General features: G+C 69.0%; 19 protein-coding genes. 5 read left to right on the plus strand and 14 right to left on the minus strand.

Annotated elements, in window-relative coordinates:
* Positions 1-383: 383 nt before the first annotated feature.
* The 3 genes from AB4Z01_RS32260 to hemH all read right to left on the minus strand — a co-directional run bounded on the left by AB4Z01_RS32260 (position 384) and on the right by hemH (position 3,097).
* A complete protein-coding gene (locus tag AB4Z01_RS32260) occupies positions 384-1,832 on the minus strand; it encodes a catalase (protein WP_441700390.1) in 1,449 nt (482 codons plus the stop codon).
* A gap of 78 nt (positions 1,833-1,910) precedes the next feature.
* The gene (locus AB4Z01_RS32265; RefSeq protein ID WP_441700391.1) at positions 1,911-2,093 is read right to left on the minus strand and encodes a hypothetical protein; all 183 of its coding nucleotides are present in this window, start codon (positions 2,091-2,093) and stop codon (positions 1,911-1,913) included.
* Entirely contained in the window at positions 2,093-3,097 is a 1,005-nt protein-coding gene (hemH, locus tag AB4Z01_RS32270; RefSeq protein WP_441700392.1) for a ferrochelatase, read from the minus strand. Before hemH ends, AB4Z01_RS32265 begins: the two co-directional genes overlap by 1 nt.
* 246 nt (positions 3,098-3,343) lie before the next feature.
* Here hemH and AB4Z01_RS32275 point away from each other — a divergent pair, with 246 nt between their 5' ends.
* Positions 3,344-4,300, plus strand: coding sequence for a LysR substrate-binding domain-containing protein (locus AB4Z01_RS32275; RefSeq protein WP_441700393.1), 957 nt, complete (start codon positions 3,344-3,346; stop codon positions 4,298-4,300).
* 230 nt (positions 4,301-4,530) lie between these two features.
* Here AB4Z01_RS32275 and AB4Z01_RS32280 read toward each other — a convergent pair whose 3' ends face one another.
* Positions 4,531-5,031: an Lrp/AsnC family transcriptional regulator gene (locus AB4Z01_RS32280; protein ID WP_441700394.1), complete on the minus strand. Its 501-nt coding sequence runs from the start codon at positions 5,029-5,031 to the stop codon at positions 4,531-4,533.
* A 101-nt stretch (positions 5,032-5,132) separates the two neighbouring features.
* Here AB4Z01_RS32280 and AB4Z01_RS32285 point away from each other — a divergent pair, with 101 nt between their 5' ends.
* From AB4Z01_RS32285 to AB4Z01_RS32295, 3 genes are all read left to right on the plus strand, one after another.
* The gene (locus AB4Z01_RS32285) at positions 5,133-6,107 is read left to right on the plus strand and encodes a mitochondrial fission ELM1 family protein (RefSeq protein ID WP_441700395.1); all 975 of its coding nucleotides are present in this window, start codon (positions 5,133-5,135) and stop codon (positions 6,105-6,107) included.
* Positions 6,108-6,266: 159 nt separating this feature from the next.
* Complete coding sequence (trxB, locus tag AB4Z01_RS32290; protein ID WP_441700396.1) at positions 6,267-7,274, plus strand: thioredoxin-disulfide reductase; 1,008 nt, start codon at positions 6,267-6,269, stop codon at positions 7,272-7,274.
* Between the two features lie 217 nt (positions 7,275-7,491).
* Positions 7,492-8,382, plus strand: a complete 891-nt coding sequence (locus AB4Z01_RS32295) for a LysR family transcriptional regulator (RefSeq protein ID WP_441700397.1) — start codon at positions 7,492-7,494, stop codon at positions 8,380-8,382.
* Positions 8,383-9,128: 746 nt separating this feature from the next.
* Here AB4Z01_RS32295 and msrP read toward each other — a convergent pair.
* The 8 genes from msrP to AB4Z01_RS32335 all read right to left on the minus strand — a co-directional run bounded on the left by msrP (position 9,129) and on the right by AB4Z01_RS32335 (position 18,006).
* On the minus strand, positions 9,129-10,100 hold the full coding sequence (gene msrP, locus AB4Z01_RS32300; RefSeq protein WP_441700398.1) for a protein-methionine-sulfoxide reductase catalytic subunit MsrP: 972 nt from the start codon (positions 10,098-10,100) through the stop codon (positions 9,129-9,131).
* Positions 10,101-10,217: 117 nt separating this feature from the next.
* A complete protein-coding gene (locus AB4Z01_RS32305) occupies positions 10,218-11,420 on the minus strand; it encodes a pyridoxal phosphate-dependent aminotransferase (protein WP_441700399.1) in 1,203 nt (400 codons plus the stop codon).
* 382 nt (positions 11,421-11,802) lie between these two features.
* Positions 11,803-12,645, minus strand: coding sequence for a carbohydrate ABC transporter permease (locus AB4Z01_RS32310; RefSeq protein WP_441700400.1), 843 nt, complete (start codon positions 12,643-12,645; stop codon positions 11,803-11,805).
* A gap of 3 nt (positions 12,646-12,648) precedes the next feature.
* A complete protein-coding gene (locus tag AB4Z01_RS32315; protein WP_441700401.1) occupies positions 12,649-13,614 on the minus strand; it encodes a carbohydrate ABC transporter permease in 966 nt (321 codons plus the stop codon).
* A gap of 78 nt (positions 13,615-13,692) precedes the next feature.
* Positions 13,693-14,958 (minus strand): ABC transporter substrate-binding protein, encoded by a 1,266-nt coding sequence (locus AB4Z01_RS32320; RefSeq protein WP_441700402.1) that lies wholly within the window; start codon positions 14,956-14,958, stop codon positions 13,693-13,695.
* 66 nt (positions 14,959-15,024) lie between these two features.
* Positions 15,025-15,912: an N-acetylmuramic acid 6-phosphate etherase gene (locus AB4Z01_RS32325; RefSeq protein ID WP_441700403.1), complete on the minus strand. Its 888-nt coding sequence runs from the start codon at positions 15,910-15,912 to the stop codon at positions 15,025-15,027.
* Between the two features lie 101 nt (positions 15,913-16,013).
* A complete protein-coding gene (locus AB4Z01_RS32330) occupies positions 16,014-16,886 on the minus strand; it encodes a hypothetical protein (protein ID WP_441700405.1) in 873 nt (290 codons plus the stop codon).
* A gap of 109 nt (positions 16,887-16,995) precedes the next feature.
* On the minus strand, positions 16,996-18,006 hold the full coding sequence (locus AB4Z01_RS32335; RefSeq protein ID WP_441700406.1) for a zinc-dependent alcohol dehydrogenase family protein: 1,011 nt from the start codon (positions 18,004-18,006) through the stop codon (positions 16,996-16,998).
* Positions 18,007-18,111: 105 nt separating this feature from the next.
* On the opposite strand from AB4Z01_RS32335, the gene AB4Z01_RS32340 reads away from it, so the two are divergent.
* Complete coding sequence (locus AB4Z01_RS32340) at positions 18,112-19,023, plus strand: LysR family transcriptional regulator (RefSeq protein ID WP_441700408.1); 912 nt, start codon at positions 18,112-18,114, stop codon at positions 19,021-19,023.
* Between the two features lie 227 nt (positions 19,024-19,250).
* On the opposite strand, the gene AB4Z01_RS32345 is transcribed toward AB4Z01_RS32340, so the two are convergent.
* Positions 19,251-19,823: a gluconokinase gene (locus AB4Z01_RS32345; RefSeq protein WP_441700410.1), complete on the minus strand. Its 573-nt coding sequence runs from the start codon at positions 19,821-19,823 to the stop codon at positions 19,251-19,253.
* A 10-nt stretch (positions 19,824-19,833) separates the two neighbouring features.
* Positions 19,834-20,922, minus strand: coding sequence for a Gfo/Idh/MocA family protein (locus tag AB4Z01_RS32350; RefSeq protein ID WP_441700412.1), 1,089 nt, complete (start codon positions 20,920-20,922; stop codon positions 19,834-19,836).
* Positions 20,923-21,271 lie beyond the last annotated feature (349 nt).

The raw sequence follows: 21,271 nt of genomic DNA on the forward strand, positions 1-21,271 counted from the left end.
CGGCCGTCTCAGTCCCGCAGGACACGACGCAGACCTCCCGAGGTAAGACCGACCGCCTTCACCGCACGCCCGCCGGATCTACCACCCCGGCCTTTGATGGCTATGGACTTCGCGATCATTTGCTCGCTCGTCCGGCCGGGTAGGCCTTCTATCCGGTTCTTGTCCATCGGGCCGCGGCTTTGCTCCACGCTTCCTTCAGACCCCGCCTCGCGGCGACGCCCTTGCGCTTCGCTAACCCTTCACCGCCATTAGGCTGGGTAGAGGACTTTCACCTCCAAGCTGTCGATCATGCTCGGCACACAAAAAGGACCCGTCATCCCGGAGGATGGCGGGTCAGTCCGGACGGCGGCCCCACAGAGCCATGGCTGCCGCCCTTTCGGAGATCAGGCCGCTGCTGCGACTGCGAGGTCCAAGCGCTCGGCCACGCCGGCGCCATAGGCCGGGTCGGCCTTGGTGAAATGGGCGATCTGGCGGCGCTGGATCGCCTCCGGCACCGAACGCATCGCGCCGGCGAGGTTGTCCAGGAGCCGGGCACGGGCGCCGTCATCCAGCAGCCGGAACAGGGCGCCGGCCTGGGCGTAGTCATCATTGCCGGCGCGGTGGTCGTAGCGGTCGGCGGCGCCGCGCAGCGGCAGCGCCGGCTCGGCTGCCGCCGAGTCCTGCTGCGGCCCGCCGAAGCTGTTCGGCTCGTAGTTCACGGCGCCGCGGCCGTTGTCGTCGAAGCGCATCGCGCCGTCGCGCTGGTAGTTGCTGGCCACGGCGGCGTGCGGCCGGTTGACCGGCAGCAGGCCGTGATTGCCGCCGAGGCGGTAGCGATGCGCGTCGCCATAGGCGAACAGCCGGCCCTGCAGCATCTTGTCCGGGCTGAAGGAGATGCCGGGCACCACATTGGCCGGGCTGAAGGCCGACTGCTCGACCTCGGCGAAGTAGTTCTGCGGGTTGCGATTCAGCACCAGCTCGCCGATCTCGATCAGCGGATGCGCCGCGTGCGGCCAGACCTTGGTCAGGTCGAACGGGTCGATCGCGAAGGATTCGGCCTCCGCCTCGGTCATGATCTGGACCGAGACTTTCCAGGCCGGGACGTCGCCATCCTCGATCGCGGCGAACAGGTCGCGGGTGGCGTGGTCGGGGTCGATGCCGGTCATCGCCGATGCCTGTTCGGCGGTGAAGTTCTGGATGCCCTGCCTGGTCTTGAAGTGATACTTGACCCAGACCCGCTGGCCGGCGGCGTTGATCCAGCTGAAGGTGTGGCTGGAGAAGCCGTCCATGTGGCGGTAGCTGCGCGGCGTGCCGCGGTCGCTGAACAGGATGGTGAACTGGTGCAGCGTCTCCGGCGACAGCGAGGCGAAGTCCCACACCGCCGTCGGGTCCTTGAGGTTGGTGGCCGGGTTGCGCTTCTGGGTGTGGATGAAGTCCGGGAACTTCAGCGGGTCGCGGATGAAAAACACCGGCGTGTTGTTGCCGACGATGTCGTAGTTGCCATCCTCGGTGTAGAGCTTCAGCGCGAAGCCGCGCGGGTCGCGCTCGGCATCGGCCGAGCCCTTCTCGCCGCCGACGGTGGAGAAACGCAGGAACACCTCGGTCTCCTTCCCCACCTCGGCCAGGAACCGCGCCTGGGTCCAGCGGCTGACGTCGGCGGTGACGCGGAAGGTGCCATAGGCACCGGCGCCCTTGGCATGCACCACCCGCTCGGGGATCCGCTCGCGGTTGAAATGCGCCAGCTTCTCGATCAGGTGGAAGTCCTGGATCAGCACCGGGCCGCGCGGGCCGGCGGTCAGGGAGTTCTGGTTGTCGGGAACCGGGGCGCCGAAGGTGGTGGTCAGGGTGGTCATCAAGGGCTCCTGTCGGGCGGGATGTCCGCCATGGGAAGAGGGTTGCCGCTGCGCCTCGATCAGGGAAATCGATCGTTCTTATCGGCGCGATAAGTGATTGCCGCGTTCGACCAGGGGCAGCAGGTCGCGGCGATAGCGGTGCAGCCGCAGCAGCAGCTCCGCCGGCAGGTCGCCCTGCACGCCGACGCGGCCGTTCTGCAGGGTGAGGCTGGCGCCGTGACGGGCGAGGTCGGCCAGCAGCGCGTTCAAGGCCGGGCGCATCACGCCGCCTGTCGGACCGAAGCGGTGCCGAGCGCCTGCCGCACCTGGTCCGCCAGCCCGGCGATATAGGCCGGATGCAGGCCGACGGCCGGGATCCGGATGAAGGACGGCACTGCGGCCGCCTCGGCCACCGCACGATAATCGATGTCGAGCTCGACCAGCGTCTCGGAATGCTCGGAGACAAAGGCGATCGGCACCAGCACCAGGCCGACGCCGTCGCGCCCGGCCTGCCGCACCTCCTCCTCCGTGTCCGGCTTCAGCCACTCCTGCGGCGTCACCCGGCTCTGGAAGGCGATGCGCCAGTCGAGGCCGGGGATGCCGAGCGCCGCGACCACCGCCTCGGCCGAGGCGCGGACCTGGTCGGGATAAGGATCGCCGGCCTGGACGATCGGCAGCGGCAGGCCATGGGCGGTGAACAGCAGCCGGTGCCGCCCGCCGGTGGGCGGCCATGCGCGGCGGATCAGATCGGCCTGGGCGGCGACGAAGCCGGGCTCGGCGGGCGCGGCCTCGACCACCCGGGTCGGGGCAGACAGGCCGGCGGCGCGGGCGGCGGCGGCCCAGTCGGTCAGCGCCGACCGGGTGGTGGTGGTCGAATACTGCGGATACAGCGGCAGCAGCACGATCTCGTCCGGCCGCCAGGCCCGGAGCTCCGCCGCCGTTTCGGCCGCGAAGGGGTGCCAGTAGCGCATCGCCACGAAGGACCGGACCTCGCCGAGGTCGCCGAGGCGCGCCGCCACGGCCCGGCCCTGCGCCCGGGTCTGGGCCAGGATCGGCGAGGCGCCGCCGAGCTGGCGGTAGATCTCGGTCGCGACCGGCGTGCGGCGCCAGGCGATCAGCCGCGCCAACACCGCCCGCGGCAGGCGCGGCAGCCGGATGATCTCGGGGTCGGAGAAGAAGTTGCGCAGGAACGGGCCGACCGCCTCGAGCCGGTCCGGGCCGCCGATCTGCAGCAGCACCAGGGCGATGCGACGGCGGCGGGCGACGAGGATGGGGAGAGGCGGCATGGCTGGCTCCTGTGGCTGACCGGAGCGTGGCCGACCGGACCGATAAGATCCAATCGATCGACTCTATCTGGAAGATAGGCGATGCTTATCGTAGAATGTGCTTGTCCTACCCTTCCGCTGTCATTGCCGGGCTTGACCCGGCAATCCAGGGGCCAGGCAGAGCGGCTCTTGCCGCCCTGGATGCCCGGGTCAAGCCCGGGCATGACAGTGAAGGGGTGCTGTCCAGACCAGACGTGCTTTGCCTCCATGACCCTCTCCGGCCTCTCCCTCCGCGATCTCGAATATCTCGTCGCCGTGGCCGAGCTGCGCCATTTCGGCCAGGCGGCGGAGCGCTGCGGCGTCAGCCAGCCGGCGCTGAGCATGCAGATCCGCAAGCTGGAGGAGACGTTGGGGCTGGCGCTGTTCGAGCGTGGGCCGAAGGCGGTGCTGGTGACGGCAAAGGGCGAGGTCATCCTGGCCCAGGCCCGCCGCGTGCTGCTGGAGGCGCGGCGGCTGATGGCGCTGGCGCAGGAGCTGGACGCACCGCTGTCCGGCCCGCTGACGGTGGGCGCGATCGAGACGCTGGGCCCCTACCTGTTCCCGCACATGCTGCGGCCGCTGCGCCGGGCCTTCCCGCGGCTGGAGCTGGTGCTGCATGAAGGCCGCACTTACCAGCTGGTCGAGGCGCTGCGGCACGGCGCGCTGGATCTGGTGTTCCTGTCGCTGCCGGTGGCCGACCCGCAGATCGCCACCGCGCCGCTGTTCTTCGAGCCCTTCGTGCTGGCCCAGCCGGCCGACCGGCCGGTGGCGGCGGACGGTGCCGCCCGCATCGCCGAGCTGCCGCGCGACGGCCTGCTGCTGCTGGAGGACGGGCATTGCCTGCGCGACCAGGCGCTGGAGGTCTGCGGCACGCTGGGCCTCGGCGGCAAGCGCCACAGCACCAGCCTGGAGACCTTGCGCCAGATGATCGCGGCCGGCGCGGGCTACAGCCTGTTCCCGCGGCTGGCGACGCTGGGCGAGGCCAGCGTCGGCGGCCTGGTCAGCTACGCCGGCTTCGCCGGCGCGCCCCCGGGGCGCATGGTCGGCCTGGCCTGGCGCCACAGCGATCCGCGGGCCGAGCAGTTCGAGTCGCTGCGCCGGGTCCTGCTCGATCACCCGCCGCCGGGCACCCGGGTCGCGGAAGAGGGCGGAGGCCGCGAAATGGCACCGGCGCAGAATAAATGAGTCCCCCCTCCCCTCGCGGGWGGGGGCTAGGGGGWGGGGGTTGCTTCAGCTCGCCCCGGCCCTGGCCGCCTGCACGCCGGATTGAACGGCGAGGTCTGCTCTTTTCGCATTCGCGCGCGGACGCGCGCAGACCCCTCCCCCTACCCCCCTCCCACAAGGGGAGGGGGGACTCAGAAGGGGATGTAAATCCGATTAGGAGAACGAGAGGAGCTTGTCGTGATCCGCGTGGATCACTCCTCGCGATGATGGTCCTTGGCTTCGACGTCGATCGGCACGCCCGGCAGCAGCTTGGCGGTGCGGATCGCCAGGGCCGATTTGACGTGGTTGACGTTCGGCGCCGAGGTCAGCTGGGTGGTCAGGAAGCGCTGGTAGCTGTCCCAGTCCTCGGCCACGATCTTCAGCAGGAAGTCGGTCTCGCCGGCCAGCATGTGGCATTCGCGGACCAAGGGCCAGCTGCCGACCAGCTCCTCGAACTTGCGCAGGTCGGCCTCGGCCTGGCTGGTCAGCCCGACCTGGGCGAAGACGGTGACGCCGAAGCCCAGCGCCTCGGGGTTGATGTCGGCGTGATAACCGCGGATGTAGTGCGCTTCCTCCAGCGCCCGCACGCGGCGCAGGCAGGGCGGGGCGGAGATGCCGGCGCGTCGCGCCAGCTCGACATTCGTCATGCGGCCGTCGTCCTGGAGGTCGCGGAGGATGCGGCGGTCGATGCGGTCGAGCTTCACACGGCGCATGGGTTCTCTCATGAAAGGGCTTCCGTGATTACGCGCAAGGATATTGCCGGATTTTCGCCGGGCGCAAGCGCAATCCTGTGTCGCGGGGAGGGTTTGGCAGGATGAGCGCGGCGGCGCGCGCGGGGACGGGCGACATCGGCTCCCTGCAGGTGTGGGTGGTTTCGGATGGCCGCCCGGCGAACGAGAACCAGTGCCTGGGCCTGGCGGAGGCGCTCGGCGTCGTCCCGAAGGTGGTCCGACTCGGCGCTCGCCGTAACTGGCATCGGCTTCTCGATCCCGTTCGGCCCGCCGCCGGCTTCGAGCTGGACGGGCCGCCCTGGCCCGACCTGCTGATCGCAGCCGGCCGGCAGAGCGTGCATCCCGCCCTTGCGGTGAAGCGGGCCAGCGGTCATCGGACGCGCCTTGTGCAAATATTTCGTCCCGGCGTCAACCCGCGGCGTTTCGATCTGATCGTGACGCCCCGGCATGACGGATTGAAAGCACCCAATGTCTGCGCCACCAGCGGCGCGCTGAACCTCGTCACCCCGGCCCGCCTCGCCGCCGCAGCGGCCGAATGGGAGCCGGTGCTGGGCCGGCTGCCGCGACCACGCGCCGCGGTGCTGATCGGCGGCAGCAGCAAGTCGGTGGCGGTGCCGGAGGGCGCGGTCGCGCGACTCGCCGGCCAGCTGGCCGATCTGGCCCGCAGCGGCGTCGGGCTGATGGTCACCACCAGCCGGCGCACGCCGGAGGGCGAGGTCGCGGCGCTGCACCGGGCGCTGGACGGGCTGCCGGCCTGGATCTGGGACGGCACCGGCGCCAACCCCTATTTCGCCTTCCTGGCGCTGGCCGATGCCGTGATCGTCACCAACGACAGCATCAACATGACCTCGGAGGCGGCGACCACCGGCAAGCCGGTGCATGTCGTCGAATGGGCCGAGCTGGCGCCGAAGCACCGCCGCTTCCACGACGCTCTGGCCGCCGCCGGCATCACCCGCCCCTTCGCCGGCCGGCTGGAGCAGTGGGACTATGCGCCGCTCGACGACACCGCCCGGGCGGCCGAGCGGGTGCGGGCACTGTTCGAGACGACTCTGCCCTGACGATCAACCTCTCCCGCCAGGCGGGAGAGGCAACGCGAAACTTTTCGACCTTGCATGGGACGCAAGCGACGGCAGCAACCCCGACCCGCGTCGCCTTGCCCCGGCCGCCGCCGGTGGCTATCTATCGATGACACTTCCCCTCGAGCGGATTGTCGCCCCATGCCGGCCACCCATCGCACCAAGGTCCTGATCATCGGTTCCGGCCCGGCCGGCTACACCGCCGCGATCTACGCCGCGCGCGCCAATCTGGAGCCGATCCTGGTGCAGGGGCTGCAGCCCGGCGGGCAGCTAACCATCACCACCGATGTCGAGAACTATCCCGGCTTCGCCGACGTGGTCCAGGGTCCCTGGCTGATGGAGCAGATGGAGGCCCAGGCGCGGCATTGCGGCACGCGGCTGGAGTTCGACCTGATCACCGAGGTCGACTTCTCGCGCCGGCCCTTCGTCTGCACCGCCGATTCCGGCACGGTCTACGAGGCCGATTCGGTGATCATCGCCACCGGGGCCCAGGCACGCTGGATGGGCCTGCCGAGCGAACAGCGGCTGCAGGGCCGCGGCGTCTCCGCCTGCGCCACCTGCGACGGCTTCTTCTTCCGCGGCAAGGAGGTGGCGGTGATCGGCGGCGGCAACTCCGCGGTCGAGGAGGCGCTGTACCTGACCAACCACGCCACCAAGGTGACGCTGGTGCATCGCCGCGACCAGCTGCGCGCCGAGCGCATCCTGCAGGACCGGCTGTTCGCCCATCCCAAGATCGAGGTGGTGTGGAACCACACGGTCGAGGAGATCGTCGGCGGCGGTGTGCCGGAGGCGGTGACCGGCGCCCGGCTGCGCGACACCAGGACCGGGGCCGAGCGCGTGCTGCCGGTCGACGGCGTCTTCGTCGCCATCGGCCACGACCCGGCGACCGCGGTGTTCAAGGGCCATGTCCGCATGGATGCCGACAACTACATCCTGACCGCGCCGGATTCGACCGCGACGGACATCCCCGGCGTGTTCGCCGCCGGCGACGTCAAGGACCGGGTCTACCGCCAGGCGGTCACCGCGGCCGGCATGGGCTGCATGGCGGCGCTGGAGGCCGAGCGCTTCCTGTCCGAGCATGCCGGCACCGGCCATCTGGCCCGGATCGCCGATCGCGAGCCCCGCCCTGTCGCCGCGGCCGCGGGCTAAGTCGCTTTCGTAAGAGCGATGACGATAGGGGGGGCGTCCCCCCTATCGATCAAATTCGGATGAAATAGTGTTCCCGATCGGACCAAGCTTTGCTTGCGTTGGGTCGGGGGTGCCCCTCATAGTGTATATAGTGTGATTCGCAGGCGCGACGCCGAGCGCTGGTATATCGACCATCCCGCCCTCATCGCCCGCGCAAGAAACGAACGGGTGCCGGAGAATGGACTGGGACAAGCTGCGCGTTTTCCACGCCGTCGCTGACGCGGGCAGCTTTACCCATGCGGGCGAGAAGCTGAACCTGAGCCAGTCGGCGGTCAGCCGCCAGATCAGCGCCCTGGAGGAGAGCCTCAAGGTCCCGCTGTTCCACCGCCATGCCCGCGGCCTGATCCTGACCGAGCAGGGCGAGCTCTTGTTCCGCACCGCGCGCGAGGTCTTCGCCAAGCTGTCGATGACCGAGGCGCAGCTGAGCGAGAGCAAGGACCACGCCCGCGGCCCCTTGAAGATCACCACCACCGTCGCCTTCGGCTCGACCTGGCTGACGCCGCGTGTGCGCGAGTTCCTGACCGCCTATCCGGACATCGACCTGACCGTCCTGATCGACGACGAGGAGCTGGACCTGGGCATGCGCGAGGCCGATGTGGCGATCCGCATGACGCCGCCGCGCCAGCCGGACCTGATCCAGCGCCACCTGATGACGGTGAAGATCCACATCTTCGGATCGGTCGACTATCTCAAGCGCAACGGCATCCCGCAGACGCTGGACGACCTGAACAAGCATTCGATCATCGTCTATGGCGACGATGCGCGCGGGCCGATCGCGGACATCAACTGGCTGGCCCATGTCGGCAGCCCGCCGCCGGGCGGCCGGAAGATCGCGCTGCGGGTCAACAACCAGTATGCGATCTACCGCGCGGTGCGCAGCGGCCTCGGCCTCGCCGCCCTGCCCGACTTCATGGTCGACCCGACCCTGAACGTGGTGCGGGTGCTGCCCGAGGTGACCGGCCCGACCACCGAGGCCTATTTCGTCTATGCCGAGGAGCTGCGCCACTCCAAGCGCATCTCGGTGTTCCGCGACTTCCTCGTCCGCAAGGTGGCCGAGAGCAAGTTCTGAGGCCTTTGGGTCCGATCGTCGGAGCATCCCCCGTCGCACGCTGGGTGTGGCAGTTGATTTGCGTATTGCCTCTCCCGCTTGCGGGAGAGGTCGGGCTCGCGCAGCGAGACCGGGTGAGGGCCTTCCCGGCCCGCTAACAAGCGCAAGTCCGGCCCGTGGGCGTACGGACGGCCTGCCCCTCCTGAAACGCTTGCCTTGGCGTCACGGCCAAACGCCCTCACCCGAAGCCGCTTCGCGTCTCCGACCTCTCCCGCGAGCGGGAGAGGTAATATCGGAGTCTCCGCGCGCGGGCCGGAAAAATGGCGCCGCCGGGAGCGCGCGGGCCGCTTGTAGGACTTTTCGCCGGCTTTTCCAGGCCTTGAAAGCGAGAAAAACACAGCAAACGCCTGAAATCTGAGCAAAACCCCATGGGAAAATGGCGGATTTCCTAAGGTCTGCATGCCTCACAGCGAGCTATGCAATGCGCGCATAAAAGCATTGGTAGAAACTGGTTACCATTCGCTCACAGAATGCCTATCTTAAGAGCGTTCGTGCTGCAGCGCAGCAGAACAAGGGTCCGGCACTGCCGGCTCCTTGCGTCTCCCAGACGTGAAGCCTCCCTGTTTGACTCGGGCCGGAACGCGTTTCCGGCCCTTTTTTTGTGCAGAATCCGGGGCGGGCCACAGGACCATGGTCCGGCTGGGGCCGGTGCCATGATCCCGTCGCATAATGGGGGTGGCATCCCCCCTGTCGAACCGCCACGCCGGTCAGGTGAACAGGCGCTCGCTCTCCAGCCCCTTGTAGAGGTCGGCGACATATTCGCCGTAGCCGTTGTACAACAGGGTCGGCACCCGCTCGCCGGTGCCCAGCACCCGCTCCTTCGCCTGGCTCCAGCGCGGATGCGGCACCTCCGGGTTCACATTGGCCCAGAAGCCGTATTCGCTGCTCTGCAGCTGCTCCCAGAAGCTGACCGGACGCTCGTCGGTGAAGCCGATGCTGATGATGCTCTTGATCGATTTGAAGCCGTATTTCCACGGCGTCACCAGCCGCAGCGGCGCACCGTTCTGGCGCGGCACCGGCTTGCCGTACAGGCCGGTGACCATGAAGGCGAGCTCGTTGGTCGCCTCGGCCATGGTCAGGCCCTCGACATAGGGCCAGGGGTAGAAGACCTGGCCGAAGCCCGGCGCCTCGTCGTTCTGGAACGTTTGCATGCGTACATATTTCGCCGAGGCCAGCGGCTTGGCGTAGTCGACCAGCGCCTTCAGCGGGAAGCCGGTCCACGGCACCGCCATCGACCAGGCCTCGACGCAGCGGTGGCGGTACAGTCGCTCCTCCAGCGGCATGGCGCGGATCAGGGTGTCGATGTCGACCTCCCGCTCCTGCTCGACCATGCCCTCGAACTTGACGGTCCAGGGCCGGATCTTCAGCTCCTGCGCCGCCTCCCAGATGTCCTTGTCGGAGCCGTATTCGTAGAAATTGTTGTAGGTGGTGACGTCCTTTTCAGGCGTCAGCGGCCGGTCGAGCGCATAGCGGTCGTTGCGCTTGGCCGGGTAGAGATTGGCGGTCGGGTCCGGATCGGCGGCGCGGGCCGGGCGCAGGCTCAGCGCCGCACCGGCGGTGGCCAGCAGGCCGGCGCCGAGGCCCATCGCCTGCAGCAGGCGCCGGCGGTCGAGATACACCGATTCCGGCGTCGCCCGGCTTTCGGGGATGCGCCACCCCGGATTGCGCTTGATCAGCATCGGCCTGTCCTCCTTGACCCGAACCATCCGACCGCGAGCGGTCTCACCTGTAGTTCGCAGCAGGACAGGCCGACGTTACCGCGACACCGCAGCAGGAGCCAGCGGCGCCGATACGCCTCAGCGCAGCGCGGCGCAGGCGCGCTGGATGCGCTCGCCGGCGTCCTGCAGCGCCTCGGTGGCCGTGGCGTAGGAGATGCGGAAGAACGGCGCCAGGCCGAAGGCCGAGCCCTGCACCACCGCCACGCCTTCGGATTCCAGCAGATAGGTCACGAAATCCTCATCGGTCTCGATCACCTTGCCGTCCGGCGTCTTCTTGCCGAGGGTGCCGGCGCAGGACGGGAAGACGTAGAAGGCGCCCTCCGGCCGCGGGCAGGTCAGCCCGGCCGACTGGTTCAGCATCGACACGATCAGGTCGCGGCGTTGCTGGAACACCACGTTGTTGCGCGGGATGAAGTCCTGCGGGCCGTTCAGCGCCTCGACCGCCGCGGCCTGGCTGATCGAGGACGGGTTGGAGGTCGACTGGCTCTGCACCTTGGCGATGGCCTTGATCAGGTCCGGCCGGCCGGCGGCGTAGCCGATGCGCCAGCCGGTCATGCAATAGGCCTTGGACACGCCGTTCAGCGTCAGGGTGCGGTCGTACAGCTTCGGCTCGACCTGGGCCGGGGTGACGAATTTGAAATCGTCATAGACCAGGTGCTCGTACATGTCGTCGGTCAGCACATGGACATGCGGGTGGCGCAGCAGCACGTCGGTCAGCGCCTTCATCTCGGCGAAACTGTAGGCGGCGCCGGTCGGGTTCGACGGCGAGTTCAGGATCAGCCACTTGGTCTTCGGCGTGATCGCGGCCTCGAGATCGGCCGGCTGCAGCTTGAAGCCCTGCTCCGCCGGGCACACCACCGGCACCGGCGTGCCGCCGCACAGCAGCACCATGTCGGGATAGCTGACCCAGTAGGGGGCCGGGATCACCACCTCGTCGCCCGGGTCCAGCGTGGCCAGCAACGCGTTGAACAGCACCTGCTTGCCGCCGGTGCCGACGGTGACCTGGCTGGTCTCGTATTTGAGGCCGTTCTCGCGCAGGAATTTGGCAGCGATGGCCTTCTTGAGCTCCGGCGTGCCGTCGACGGCGGTGTATTTGGTCTTGCCGGCCTGGATCGCGGCGATCGCGGCCTGCTTGATGTTGTCCGGCGTGTCGAAATCCGGCTCGCCGGCGCCGAGGCCGATGACGTCGCGGCCGGCGGCCTTCAGCTCGGCCGCCTTGGTGGTGACGGCGATGGTCGGGGACGGCTTGACGCGGGCGAGCGAGGCGGCGAGGAAGGCCATGGGTCCGGATCCCGGGAAAGTGGAGGCGGGCGACGGTAGCGCCGCCCGCCGCCTGCCGACAAGCCGAAAGCCCTGCGAAAATTCGGGAGCCCGCCCGCGCCGGGCGCGGAGGGCGGTTCCCTCCGTGGCATCGCGGGCGACGGCGGTCTACAGTTTCCTGATGGAGAGTCCTCTACCGCCGCCAGCCGATGATCCCGATACGGCTGCCCTGCGCGCCGCCGTCGCGGAAGCGGTGGCATCTTTGGATGCCGGCTATTACATCCCGCATGAGGAGATGCGGCGTTGGCTGCTCTCCTGGGGCACGGACAACGAGCTGCCTCCGCCCAGCGTCCAGAGACGGCAAAGTCGATAGCCGCTTTCGCAAGGGTCTCGCACCCCGCCCCTACCCCTTCACCGCGCCCTGGGTCAGGCCGGCGATGAGCTGGCGGGAGAAGAAGGCGTAGAGGACCAGCACCGGGATGATGGCCAGGGTCAGCGAGGCCAGCACCGCGTTCCAGTCGGTGACGTACTGGCCGACGAATTGCTGCACGCCGAGGGTGATGGTGCGGGTGCCGTCGCCCGGCGCCAGGATCAGCGGGAACCACAGGTCGTTCCAGATCGGCACCATGGTGAAGACCGCCACCGTGGCCAGCGCCGGCCGCACCAGCGGCAGGATGATGCGGTAGAAGATGCGGTATTCGCCAACGCCGTCGCAGCGCGCGGAATCCTTCAGCTCCTGCGGGATCTGGCGCATGAACTCCGACAGGATGAAGATCGACAGCGGCAGCCCCATCGCGGTGTAGACCAGGATCAGCGCCGCCAGGGTGTTGATCAGGTCGAGCGACACGATCAGGCGCAGGATCGAGACGGTGCCGAGCCGGATCGGGATCATGATGCCGACGGCGAGGTACAGCGCCAGCACAGCGTTGCCCTTGAAGCTGTATTCCGACAGCGCCCAGGCGGCCATGGCGCCGAGGAAGACGACCAGGAACAGGGTGACCAGCGTCACCGTGATGCTGTTGCCGAAGTACAGGCCGAAATCGGACCGGGTCAGCACCGTGTCGAAGCCGACCAGGCTGAAGGTGTCCGCTGTCGGCGGCGCCATCGGCGCGCTGAAGATCGCCTTGCGCGACTTGAAGGCGTTGAACAGCACCAGGACGATCGGGAACAGCGCGATCGCGGTGTAGACCAGCAGCACCGCATGGATGGCGGCGGTCGAGACGCGGGGAGAGCGGTTGGCGGCCATCGGTCAGAGCTCGTAGCGCTGCAGGCGGCGCTGGACCAGGTAGAAATAGGTCATGACGCCGGCCAGGATGATCAGGAACATGATCGTCGCCACCGCGGCCCCCATGGTCGGGTCGCCCAGCTGCAGCTGGAAGCCGAAGAAGGTGCGGTAGAAGAAGGTGCCGAGGATGTCGGTCGCGAAGTTCGGCCCGGCCAGCGCCCCCTGGGCGACGTAGATCAGGTCGAAGGCGTTGAAGTTGCCGACGAAGGTCAGGATCGAGACCATGCCGATGGTCGGCCAGATCAGCGGCAGCTTGATGCGCCAGAAGATCGTCATCTGCCCGGCGCCGTCGACCCGCGCCGCCTCGGTCAGGCTCTCCGGGATGTTCAGCAGCGCGGCATAGGTCAGCAGCAGCGGCATGCCGACCCATTGCCAGACCGAGACCAGCGCCAGGGCGATCAGCGCGCTCTGCTCCTGCCCCAGCCAGGGCGCGAACAGCGAGCCGAGGCCGACCGTGCCCAGCATCGACTTGGCGACGCCCCAGGTCGGCGACAGGATCAGCTTCCAGATGAAGCCGATGATCACCACCGACAGCAGTGTCGGGGTGAACATCAGGGTGCGGTAGGTGTTGGTGAAGCGCAGCTTGGGCAGGGCCAGCAGCGCCGCAAGGCCAATCGCGATCGGGTTCTGCACCAGCATGTGCACGGCGAAGAACAGGACGTTGTTGCCTAGGGCGTTCCAGAACCGGTCGGCCCATTGCGGGTCGAAGAACAGCGCCGCGTAATTGGCCAGTCCGACGAAGCTTTCCACCCCCGCATCGTCCCGCGTGAACAGGCTGAGCCGCAGGCTGTCGAGCAGCGGATAGACCATGAACACGGTGTAGATCAGCGTCGCAGGCGCCAGGAAGACGACGATGTGCCAGGGGAAGCGGCCGCGGCGGCCGGCGATTTGGGCGCGGGGGAGGACGACAGCGGTCTGGGTGCTGGCCATGGGAACAGCCTATCAATACGGGCACAGGGACGCGCGGTCCGGACTGGCCGGGCCGCGCGCTCTGCGCCGGAGGTCAGATCACTTGGCGGCCGGCTTGTACCAGGAGTCGAGACCCTTCTGGATGCTGTCCGCCGCCTGCTGCGCCGTCATGGTGCCGTTCAGCACCTGGGCCGAGACGTTCCACAGCTCGTTCTCCAGGTTCGGCGTGCCGCGCGACAGGATCTGGTACGAGTTGCGGATCGAGGATTCGCAGGTCTTGCGCCAGCTCAGGAACTCAGCCGCCACCGGGTCCTTGACCGTGACCGGATGGTTCGACAGCGAGTAGAAGCCCGGCAGCGCGTTCGAGTAGATGTCGGCGAATTCCGGCGTCGCCACCCATTCCAGGAACGCCTTGGCGGCCTCGGCATTCTTGGACTTGGCGTTCAGGCCGAGGGCGATGTCGGTGTGGTCGCTGATGTAGCACTTGTCGCCCGCCTTCTGGACCGGCGGCGGGAAGGCGCCCATCTTGAAATCGGCCTGGGCGTTGAAGGCGGCGATGTCCCAGGACCCGGCCGGGTAGATCGCGGCGCGGCCGAGGGTGAACAGGTTCTGGCTGTCCGGATAGGCCTGGGCCTGGTAGCCGTCCGGCAGGTACGGCCGCCACTTCGCCAGCTCCTCGAAGGCCTCGACATAGGGCTTGTCGGTGAACTTCTGGGTGCCGGCGATCAGTGCCTTGCGGCCTTCCTCGCCCTTCCACAGGTTCGGGCCGATGTTCTGGAAGCCCATGGTCGCGGCTTCCCACTGGTCCTTGGTGCCGATGTCGAGCGGCGCCACCTCGCCCTTGGCCTTGATCTTGTCGAGCAGGGCGAAGAACTCGGCCTCGGTCTTCGGCGGCTCCAGCCCCTCGGAGGCGAAGATGTCCTTGTTGTACAGGTAGCCGTGGATCACAGAGGCCATCGGCACGCAGAACAGCGTCTTGCCGTCATCGGTGATCCAGGCGCTCTTGGCCACGTCGGAGAAGGTGTCCATGCCCTTCAGGTCGGTGACCGGGGCCAGATAGCCCTTCTGGAACAGCGCCAGCGACGCGTCGAACGGCCGGCAGCTGATCAGGTCGCCGGCGGTGCCGCCCTCGAGCTTGGCGTTCAGGGCGCCGTTGTACTCGGTCGGCGCCGTGGGCGCGAACACCACCTTGATCCCGGGATGGCCCTTCTCGAAGGCCGGGATGATGGTGTCCTGCCAGATCTTCAGGTCGTCGTTGCGCCAGCTCTCGATGGTCAGGGTCGCATCCGCGGCCAGGGCCTGGCTGGAGACGGCGACGAGCGCCGCCCCGGCCAGGAATGCGCCGCGCAGGAATGAATGGGACATGTGCAATGGCCTCCTCTGTTCGGCGTTTCGCCGTTGCTCGCGGGCGGCACCCCGCCCGCTGTCTCGTTAAGATCCTTGCTTCGCCGCCAAGGCGCGACGGAGATCGCCGTCGACGGCATCCAGGCGGCGGCGCCCGTCCTCGGCACTGTCGCCCAGCGCCACCAGGGCGGCCAGCTTGACGTTCTGCCCCGCCGCGTCCAGCGCCGCCCGCGCCGCCGCCTCGTCGACCGGCACGATGCCGCGCAGCATGCGGACCGAGCGGTCGTTCAGCTTGGCGTTGGTCGGCTGCATGTCGACCATCAGCCCGTCATAGACATGGCCGAGCCGCGTCATCACCAGGGTCGAGAACAGGTTGAGCGCCACCTTCTGCGCCGTGCCGGCCTTGAGCCGGGTGGAGCCGGCGATCGGCTCCTCCCCCGTCGCCAGCAGCACGGCGTGGGCGGCATCGCCGAAGATCGGCGCGCCGGGGTTGGAGGCGACGGCGACGGTCAGGGCGCCGGCACGGGCTGCTTCCTGCAGCACGGCGCGGGTGTAGGGGGTGCCGCCGCTGGCGGCGATGCCGATCACCACGTCGTCGGCGCCGAGGCGCAGCGCCGCGGCCTCGGACCGGCCGGCATCGGCATCATCCTCGGCATTCTCCACCGGCCGGCTCAGCGCCGTGGCGCCGCCGGCGATCAGATAGGCCAGCCGGTCCTGCGGATGGCCGAAGGTCGGGAACAGCTCCGACCCGTCCTGGGCCGCGACCCGGCCGGAGGTGCCGGCGCCGGCATAGACCAGGCGGCCGCCGCGGCGCAGCCGGGGCGCCGCATCCGCGGCGGCGGCGGCCAGGGCCGGCAGGGCAGGCCGCACCGAAGCGACGGCGGCGAGCTGGGATTCGAGCAGCGCGTCGAGGATCTCCGCATCATCCCAGGCGTCGATGCCCCTGAAGCGGCGTGATGCGGTCTCGGTTCCCATGCGTCTCGATCGCTGGTCTGGCTGAGTGGTCTAGACCACTCTCTCAGCTTTGCCGGCGGAGCGCAAGATGATCCTGTCCGGCCGGTTGGAACGGCCGCGGATCACCAGTTGAAGGAGAATCCGGCGGTGAACTTCACGCCCGGCTGGTCGCTGCCGATGTCGACCAGCGAGGCGCTGGCCTTGAGCGGACCGAACAGCGTCTGCTCGGCGCCGACGCTGCCGGTCAGGCGCCGGTCGGCGCTGGTGACCTGGCCGCCGAGCAGCAGGGCGGTGGTGTGCCAGGGCAGCTCCAGCCGGGTGTTGCGGTCGATCTCCCAGCTGGTCACCGGCGCCTCGGGGCCGAGCAGCCCGCCGCGGGTCACCGCATAGCGGTCCTCGAACGACCCCGACAGGCCGACGATCGACCAGGCCCGCGACAGCACCGCCGCCAGCTGCCCGGTGCCTTCGCCGGCCTGCGGGTCGAAGCTGGCCTCGACCCGCGCCGACTGCCAGAACGGCACGAACCAGGGCAGGTCGGTCAGGCCGAAGCTGGCCTGCGCCTTGCCGGTGGCGGTGCGTTGCGCCATCTCCGTCCGGTCCCAGCGCTGGGCGAAGCCGGGATAGGGATCGGCCGGGATGTCGAAGGTGACGCCGGTGGTGGCGACGAAGCCGGGGGTCTGCGACTGCAGCGTCGCGCCGACCGAGCCCGCGCCCTTCACGTCGCGCTGGCCGGTGACCGACCCGAACCCTGGATCAACCGCGGCATAGGTGTCAGCCGGCGTTGGGGTCCAAACCCTGTGCGGCCGCCGCCAGCGGGCCGGGCCGGGATCGGCGGGAATGTCGAAGGTGACCGTGGCCTGGGGGATGAAGCCCTGCGGCGGCTGCGGCGCACCGTAATCCTCGTCGGGCCTGGCCTGGACAGCCGGCATCGCCGCCGGAATCAGCGCGGCAGCGGCTGCGAAACGCAGCAGAAGGGGGCGGCAGGTCCGCAGCATCGGCGGGCTGTCTCTCCAGGGATCGGTGGCTTTCCTCCGAACCTAGTGATCCAGCCGCGCCTGCCAACCCCTTGAATTGTGACAATTTCGCCCGGAGCCGCACGGCCGCTCAGAACGCCAGCACCACCTTGCCGAAATGCCGGCCTGATTCGAGATGTCGCAGGGCCTCGCGGGCCTCGGTCCAGGGGAAGCTGCGGTCGATCACCGGACGCAGCCCGGTGGCGGCGATGGCCCGGTTCATCGCCTCGAAGCTGTCGCGCGAGCCGACCGGGATGCCGCGGATGCGGGCGCGGCGGAACATGATCTGGATCGGGTTGATCTCGGCCGCCTTGCCGCCGAGATAGCCGATCACGTTGATCTGGCCGCCGGTGCGGATCGCCGCCAGCGAGCGGGCGAAGGTGCCTGGGCCGCCGACCTCGATGACGTGATCGACGCCGCGGCCGCCGGTCAGGTCGCGCACCGCCGAATCCCAGTCCGGCGTAGTGCGATAGTTCACCGTGCCGGCGGCACCGAGCGCCCGCGCCCGCTCCAGCTTCTCGTCGCTGGAGGAGGTGACGATCGCCCGGGCGCCGGCGGCGACGGCGAATTGCAGGGCGAAGATGGAGACGCCGCCGGTGCCCTGCACCAGCACCGTGTCGCCGGCCTTGATCCTGCCTTCCGCGACCAGCGAGGTCCAGGCGGTCAGGGCGGCACAGGGCAGCGTCGCCGCCTCCGCGTCGGTCAGGTGCTCCGGCACCGCGACCACACCTTCGGCGTCGAGCCGGACATACTCCGCCAGCACGCCGGGGCCGGGACCGCCCAGCGGGATCGCCCGTTCGATGCCCTCGAAGTCGCCGGCGATCCAGCCTTGCCAGAAGGTGGTGGCCACCCGGTCGCCCAGCTTGACGCGAGTGACGCCCTCGCCCACCGCCGCGACCTCGCCGACGCCGTCGGACAGCGGCACCATCGGCAGGTCGAAGCCGGCATGGTAGGTGCCGCGCACGATCTCCAGGTCGCGATAGTTCAGCGACGCGGCGCGCATCCGCAGCACCACCTCGCCCCGCCGCGGCTCCGGCACCGGCCGCTCCACCGGGCGCAGCCGGTCGAGGCCCGAGCCTTCTTCGATCACGAACGCCTTCATGGCTGTCTCCAGGATGTTGCGCTGGAGAGATCGCCCGGCCTCCGCTAATCTTCAAATTCATTGTTTTCAGAAACTTCATACCGGTTTGGCATGATGTTGGACGAGATGCGCGCCTTCGTGCTGCTGGCCGAGACCGGGTCGATCCAACGCGTGGCGGAGCGGCTGCCGCTGACCCAGCCGGCGGTGACCCGGCAGATCCAGCGGCTGGAGCAGCATCTCGGCACCACCCTGCTGGACCGCCGGGTCAAGCCGCCGCGCCTGACCCCGGCCGGTCTCGCGGCGCTGGAGCGCTGCCGCACCATCCTGGCCGCGGTGCAGGAGCTGAAGGCCGGCACCGGCGAGGCGGCCGAGCCGGAAGGGGATCTGCGGCTGGGCATCGGCGTGCTGCACGCCTTCGCCGAGGCGGATTTCACGACGCTGCTGCGCGACCTGCGCCAGCGCTGGCCGCGCCTGTCGCTGCGCCTGACCGGCGGGCTGGCGCACACGCTGCTGGCCGATCTCGATCGTGGCCGGCTGGACGCTGCGGTGGTGCTGCTGCAGGAGAGCGCCGCGCCCTATCCCGGCCGGGTGGTCGGGCAGGAGAAGCTGGTGGTGGTCGGCGCCCGCAGCCTGGCCCTGCCGCGCCGGCCGACCCTGGCCGACCTCGCCGCCTGCGACTGGGTGGTCAGCCCGCGCGAGTCCTGCGACGTCCGGCCGGCGCTGGAGGCGCTGTTCGCGCGGGAGGGGCTGGAGTTGCGGATCTCGGCCGAGGTGCACGATTTGGCGATCCAGCAGTCGCTGATCCGCTCCGGCTTCGGCCTCGGCGTGCTGCCGTCGCGGCGCAGTGCCCCCTTCACCGCACGTGACGAGCTGCGCCGCATCGACCTGCCCGGCTTCCGCTTCGACTTCGCCATCAGCGTGGTGCGGGCCCCGCATCTCGGCCGGTTGGACCGCGCGGTCGACCATCTCGAGGCGGCGCTGCGGCAGCGGCTGGCGCCGGCGGTGGTGCCGATGACGGCAACCCCTGGCCGCAAGTGAATGAGTCCCCCCTCCCCTCGCGGGAGGGGGTTAGGGGGAGGGGGGTCTCACAGAGAGAGTCACCCCGAGCTATGGCAAGTCAGCCAAGCGGCAAGTTGATCACTTAGCGCATTCGCGCGCGGACGCGCGCAGACCCCTCCCCCTACCCCCCTCCCGCAAGGGGAGGGGGGACTAGAAAAGAATCAGTCGAATGGTGTGCAAGGCGGCGCCGAGGCCAACGGACGGGATCACGCCCCGTCGGCCGCGCGGGAAGGCGCCGGCAGCCCCAGCCTGCGGGCGGCGATGTCGACGATGCGGCGCGGCGGGTGGCGGATGTCGACCGTCACCACGCGCTCGCCGTCGCCCGGCGCCTCCAGCGTCTCGAACTGGCTGCGCAGCAGGGCGGGCGGCATGAAATGGCCCTTGCGGTTGGCCAGGCGGGTGGCGATCACCGCCTCCGATCCCGACAGGTACAGGAACGCCACCTGCGGCCGGCCGGCGACCAGGCGGTCGCGATACACCCGCTTGAGGGCTGAGCAGGCCAGCACCGCCGGCTGGCCTTCCGCCAACCATTGGCCGATCTGTGCCGCCATGGCGTCGAGCCAGGGCCAGCGATCCTCGTCGGTCAGCGGGTGGCCGGCCTTCATCTTCTCGATGTTCGCCGGCGGGTGGAAGCTGTCGGCATCGGCGAACACCCCGGCCATGCGGCGGGCCAGCTGCTTGCCGATCGTGGTCTTGCCCGAGCCGGAGACGCCCATGACGATGATCACGCCAGGCGGGCCGCTGGAGTTTGAAATTGCGCCGTGATCCGCGGCCGCCATGGGCATGTCCTCAGCTGAGCTTCACAACCTCGCCGGTGCGGAAGCTCTCATCCGCCGCCAGCACGATGCGCAGGCTGTCGATCGCCGCCTGCATGGAGTCGGTCAGGTCCAGATCCTCGCGGATCGCGCGCAGGAAAAACTCCTGCTCGCGGTCGCACAGCTCCTGGTGGCCGGGCTCGTCGGCCATGGTGATCCAGCGGTCCTGGTCGACGAAGTGGTTGTTCGCGTCGATCGCGGCGGAATGCAGCTTCAGCGCGTTGGTCTTGGTGTGCCGGTCGATATCGGCGGAATCGGAGATGGCGTCGGTCTTGGCCTCGCCCTGCCCGTCCTGCGGCACCACGATCGAGACGCAGCCCTTCGGCCCGACCACGTCCTTCACGAAATAGGCCACCTCGCTCATCATCGGGCCCCAGCCGGCCTCGTACCAACCGACCGAGCCGTCATCGAAGACGACGTGCAGATGGCCGTAATTGTGGATCGCGACCTCGCTGGACAGCTTGGCGCCGATGCCATGCACCCGCACCGGCTTGGCCCCGGTCATCTGGCACATCACGTCGACATAGTGGACGCCGCAATCGACCACCGGCGACAGCGACTGCAGCAGGTTCTTGTGCCAGGTCCAGGAAGGGCCGGAGCTCTGCTGGTTCAGGTTCATCCGCATCACCAGCGGCTTGCCCAGGGTCTTCGCCACCTCGATGAACCTCACCCAGGACGGGTGAACGCGCAGGATGTAGCCGATCACCAGCTTCCGGCCGGTCTCCTTCGCTCGGGCGACGACGCGCTCGGCATCCTTCACCGTGGTCGCGATCGGCTTCTCCATGAACACATGGGCGCCGGCATCCATCGCCTGCAGCGCGAACGCGGCATGGGTGTCGGTATAGGTGTTGATCGAGACCGCGTCCGGCCGGGTCTCGGCCAGGGCCGCGCCGTAATCGGCGAAGCGCGGATAGTCGACCAGCTCGGCCGGCAGGTCGGCCTTGGCGATCGACCGGGCGACGAGGCCGACGATCTCGAACCCGTCCAGCCGATGATAGGCCAGGGCATGCGACAGGCCCATATGGCCGACCCCGACGACGAGGACACGCACGGGTTCGGTCATGGCGGGACTCCCTGGTGACGGATGAGAAACGCTGCGAGGGGAAAGCTCATCCCCCACGCTGTCAAGTCCGAGGGTGTTCAGAACATAGAGACCGCTTTCGCGGCACGGCCCCACCCCCTCCCGCCGCCTTCGGCGTCGGGTCCCWCCCTCTCCCACGGGAGAGGGGATTTTACCTCTCCCTCGGGGAGAGGTCGAAATCGCCTTGGCGATTTCGGGTGAGGGGGTGGCGCCGGCCTATCCGTTCAGCACCCCGGCGTGATGGCGGATGTGGTCAGCGATGAAGGTGGAGATAAAGTAGTAGCCGTGGTCGTAGCCGGCGTGGCGCCGCAGGGTGAGCGGCTGCCCGGCG

Source organism: Inquilinus sp. YAF38, assembly GCF_052113205.1.
Lineage (GTDB): Bacteria > Pseudomonadota > Alphaproteobacteria > DSM-16000 > Inquilinaceae > Inquilinus.

Coding starts and splice junctions, on each gene's coding strand:
- hemH (WP_441700392.1), bottom strand. CDS start 3,097: ATGCCGCCTCTCCCCATCCTCGTCGCCCGCCGCCGTCGCATCGCCCTG.
- AB4Z01_RS32285 (WP_441700395.1), top strand. CDS start 5,133: ATGAGCGCGGCGGCGCGCGCGGGGACGGGCGACATCGGCTCCCTGCAG.
- AB4Z01_RS32310 (WP_441700400.1), bottom strand. CDS start 12,645: ATGGCCGCCAACCGCTCTCCCCGCGTCTCGACCGCCGCCATCCATGCG.
- trxB (WP_441700396.1), top strand. CDS start 6,267: ATGCCGGCCACCCATCGCACCAAGGTCCTGATCATCGGTTCCGGCCCG.
- AB4Z01_RS32340 (WP_441700408.1), top strand. CDS start 18,112: ATGCGCGCCTTCGTGCTGCTGGCCGAGACCGGGTCGATCCAACGCGTG.
- msrP (WP_441700398.1), bottom strand. CDS start 10,100: ATGCTGATCAAGCGCAATCCGGGGTGGCGCATCCCCGAAAGCCGGGCG.
- AB4Z01_RS32320 (WP_441700402.1), bottom strand. CDS start 14,958: ATGTCCCATTCATTCCTGCGCGGCGCATTCCTGGCCGGGGCGGCGCTC.
- AB4Z01_RS32260 (WP_441700390.1), bottom strand. CDS start 1,832: ATGACCACCCTGACCACCACCTTCGGCGCCCCGGTTCCCGACAACCAG.
- AB4Z01_RS32330 (WP_441700405.1), bottom strand. CDS start 16,886: ATGCTGCGGACCTGCCGCCCCCTTCTGCTGCGTTTCGCAGCCGCTGCC.
- AB4Z01_RS32335 (WP_441700406.1), bottom strand. CDS start 18,006: ATGAAGGCGTTCGTGATCGAAGAAGGCTCGGGCCTCGACCGGCTGCGC.
- AB4Z01_RS32305 (WP_441700399.1), bottom strand. CDS start 11,420: ATGGCCTTCCTCGCCGCCTCGCTCGCCCGCGTCAAGCCGTCCCCGACC.
- AB4Z01_RS32275 (WP_441700393.1), top strand. CDS start 3,344: ATGACCCTCTCCGGCCTCTCCCTCCGCGATCTCGAATATCTCGTCGCC.
- AB4Z01_RS32350 (WP_441700412.1), bottom strand. CDS start 20,922: ATGACCGAACCCGTGCGTGTCCTCGTCGTCGGGGTCGGCCATATGGGC.
- AB4Z01_RS32325 (WP_441700403.1), bottom strand. CDS start 15,912: ATGGGAACCGAGACCGCATCACGCCGCTTCAGGGGCATCGACGCCTGG.
- AB4Z01_RS32280 (WP_441700394.1), bottom strand. CDS start 5,031: ATGCGCCGTGTGAAGCTCGACCGCATCGACCGCCGCATCCTCCGCGAC.
- AB4Z01_RS32265 (WP_441700391.1), bottom strand. CDS start 2,093: ATGCGCCCGGCCTTGAACGCGCTGCTGGCCGACCTCGCCCGTCACGGC.
- AB4Z01_RS32345 (WP_441700410.1), bottom strand. CDS start 19,823: ATGGCGGCCGCGGATCACGGCGCAATTTCAAACTCCAGCGGCCCGCCT.
- AB4Z01_RS32295 (WP_441700397.1), top strand. CDS start 7,492: ATGGACTGGGACAAGCTGCGCGTTTTCCACGCCGTCGCTGACGCGGGC.
- AB4Z01_RS32315 (WP_441700401.1), bottom strand. CDS start 13,614: ATGGCCAGCACCCAGACCGCTGTCGTCCTCCCCCGCGCCCAAATCGCC.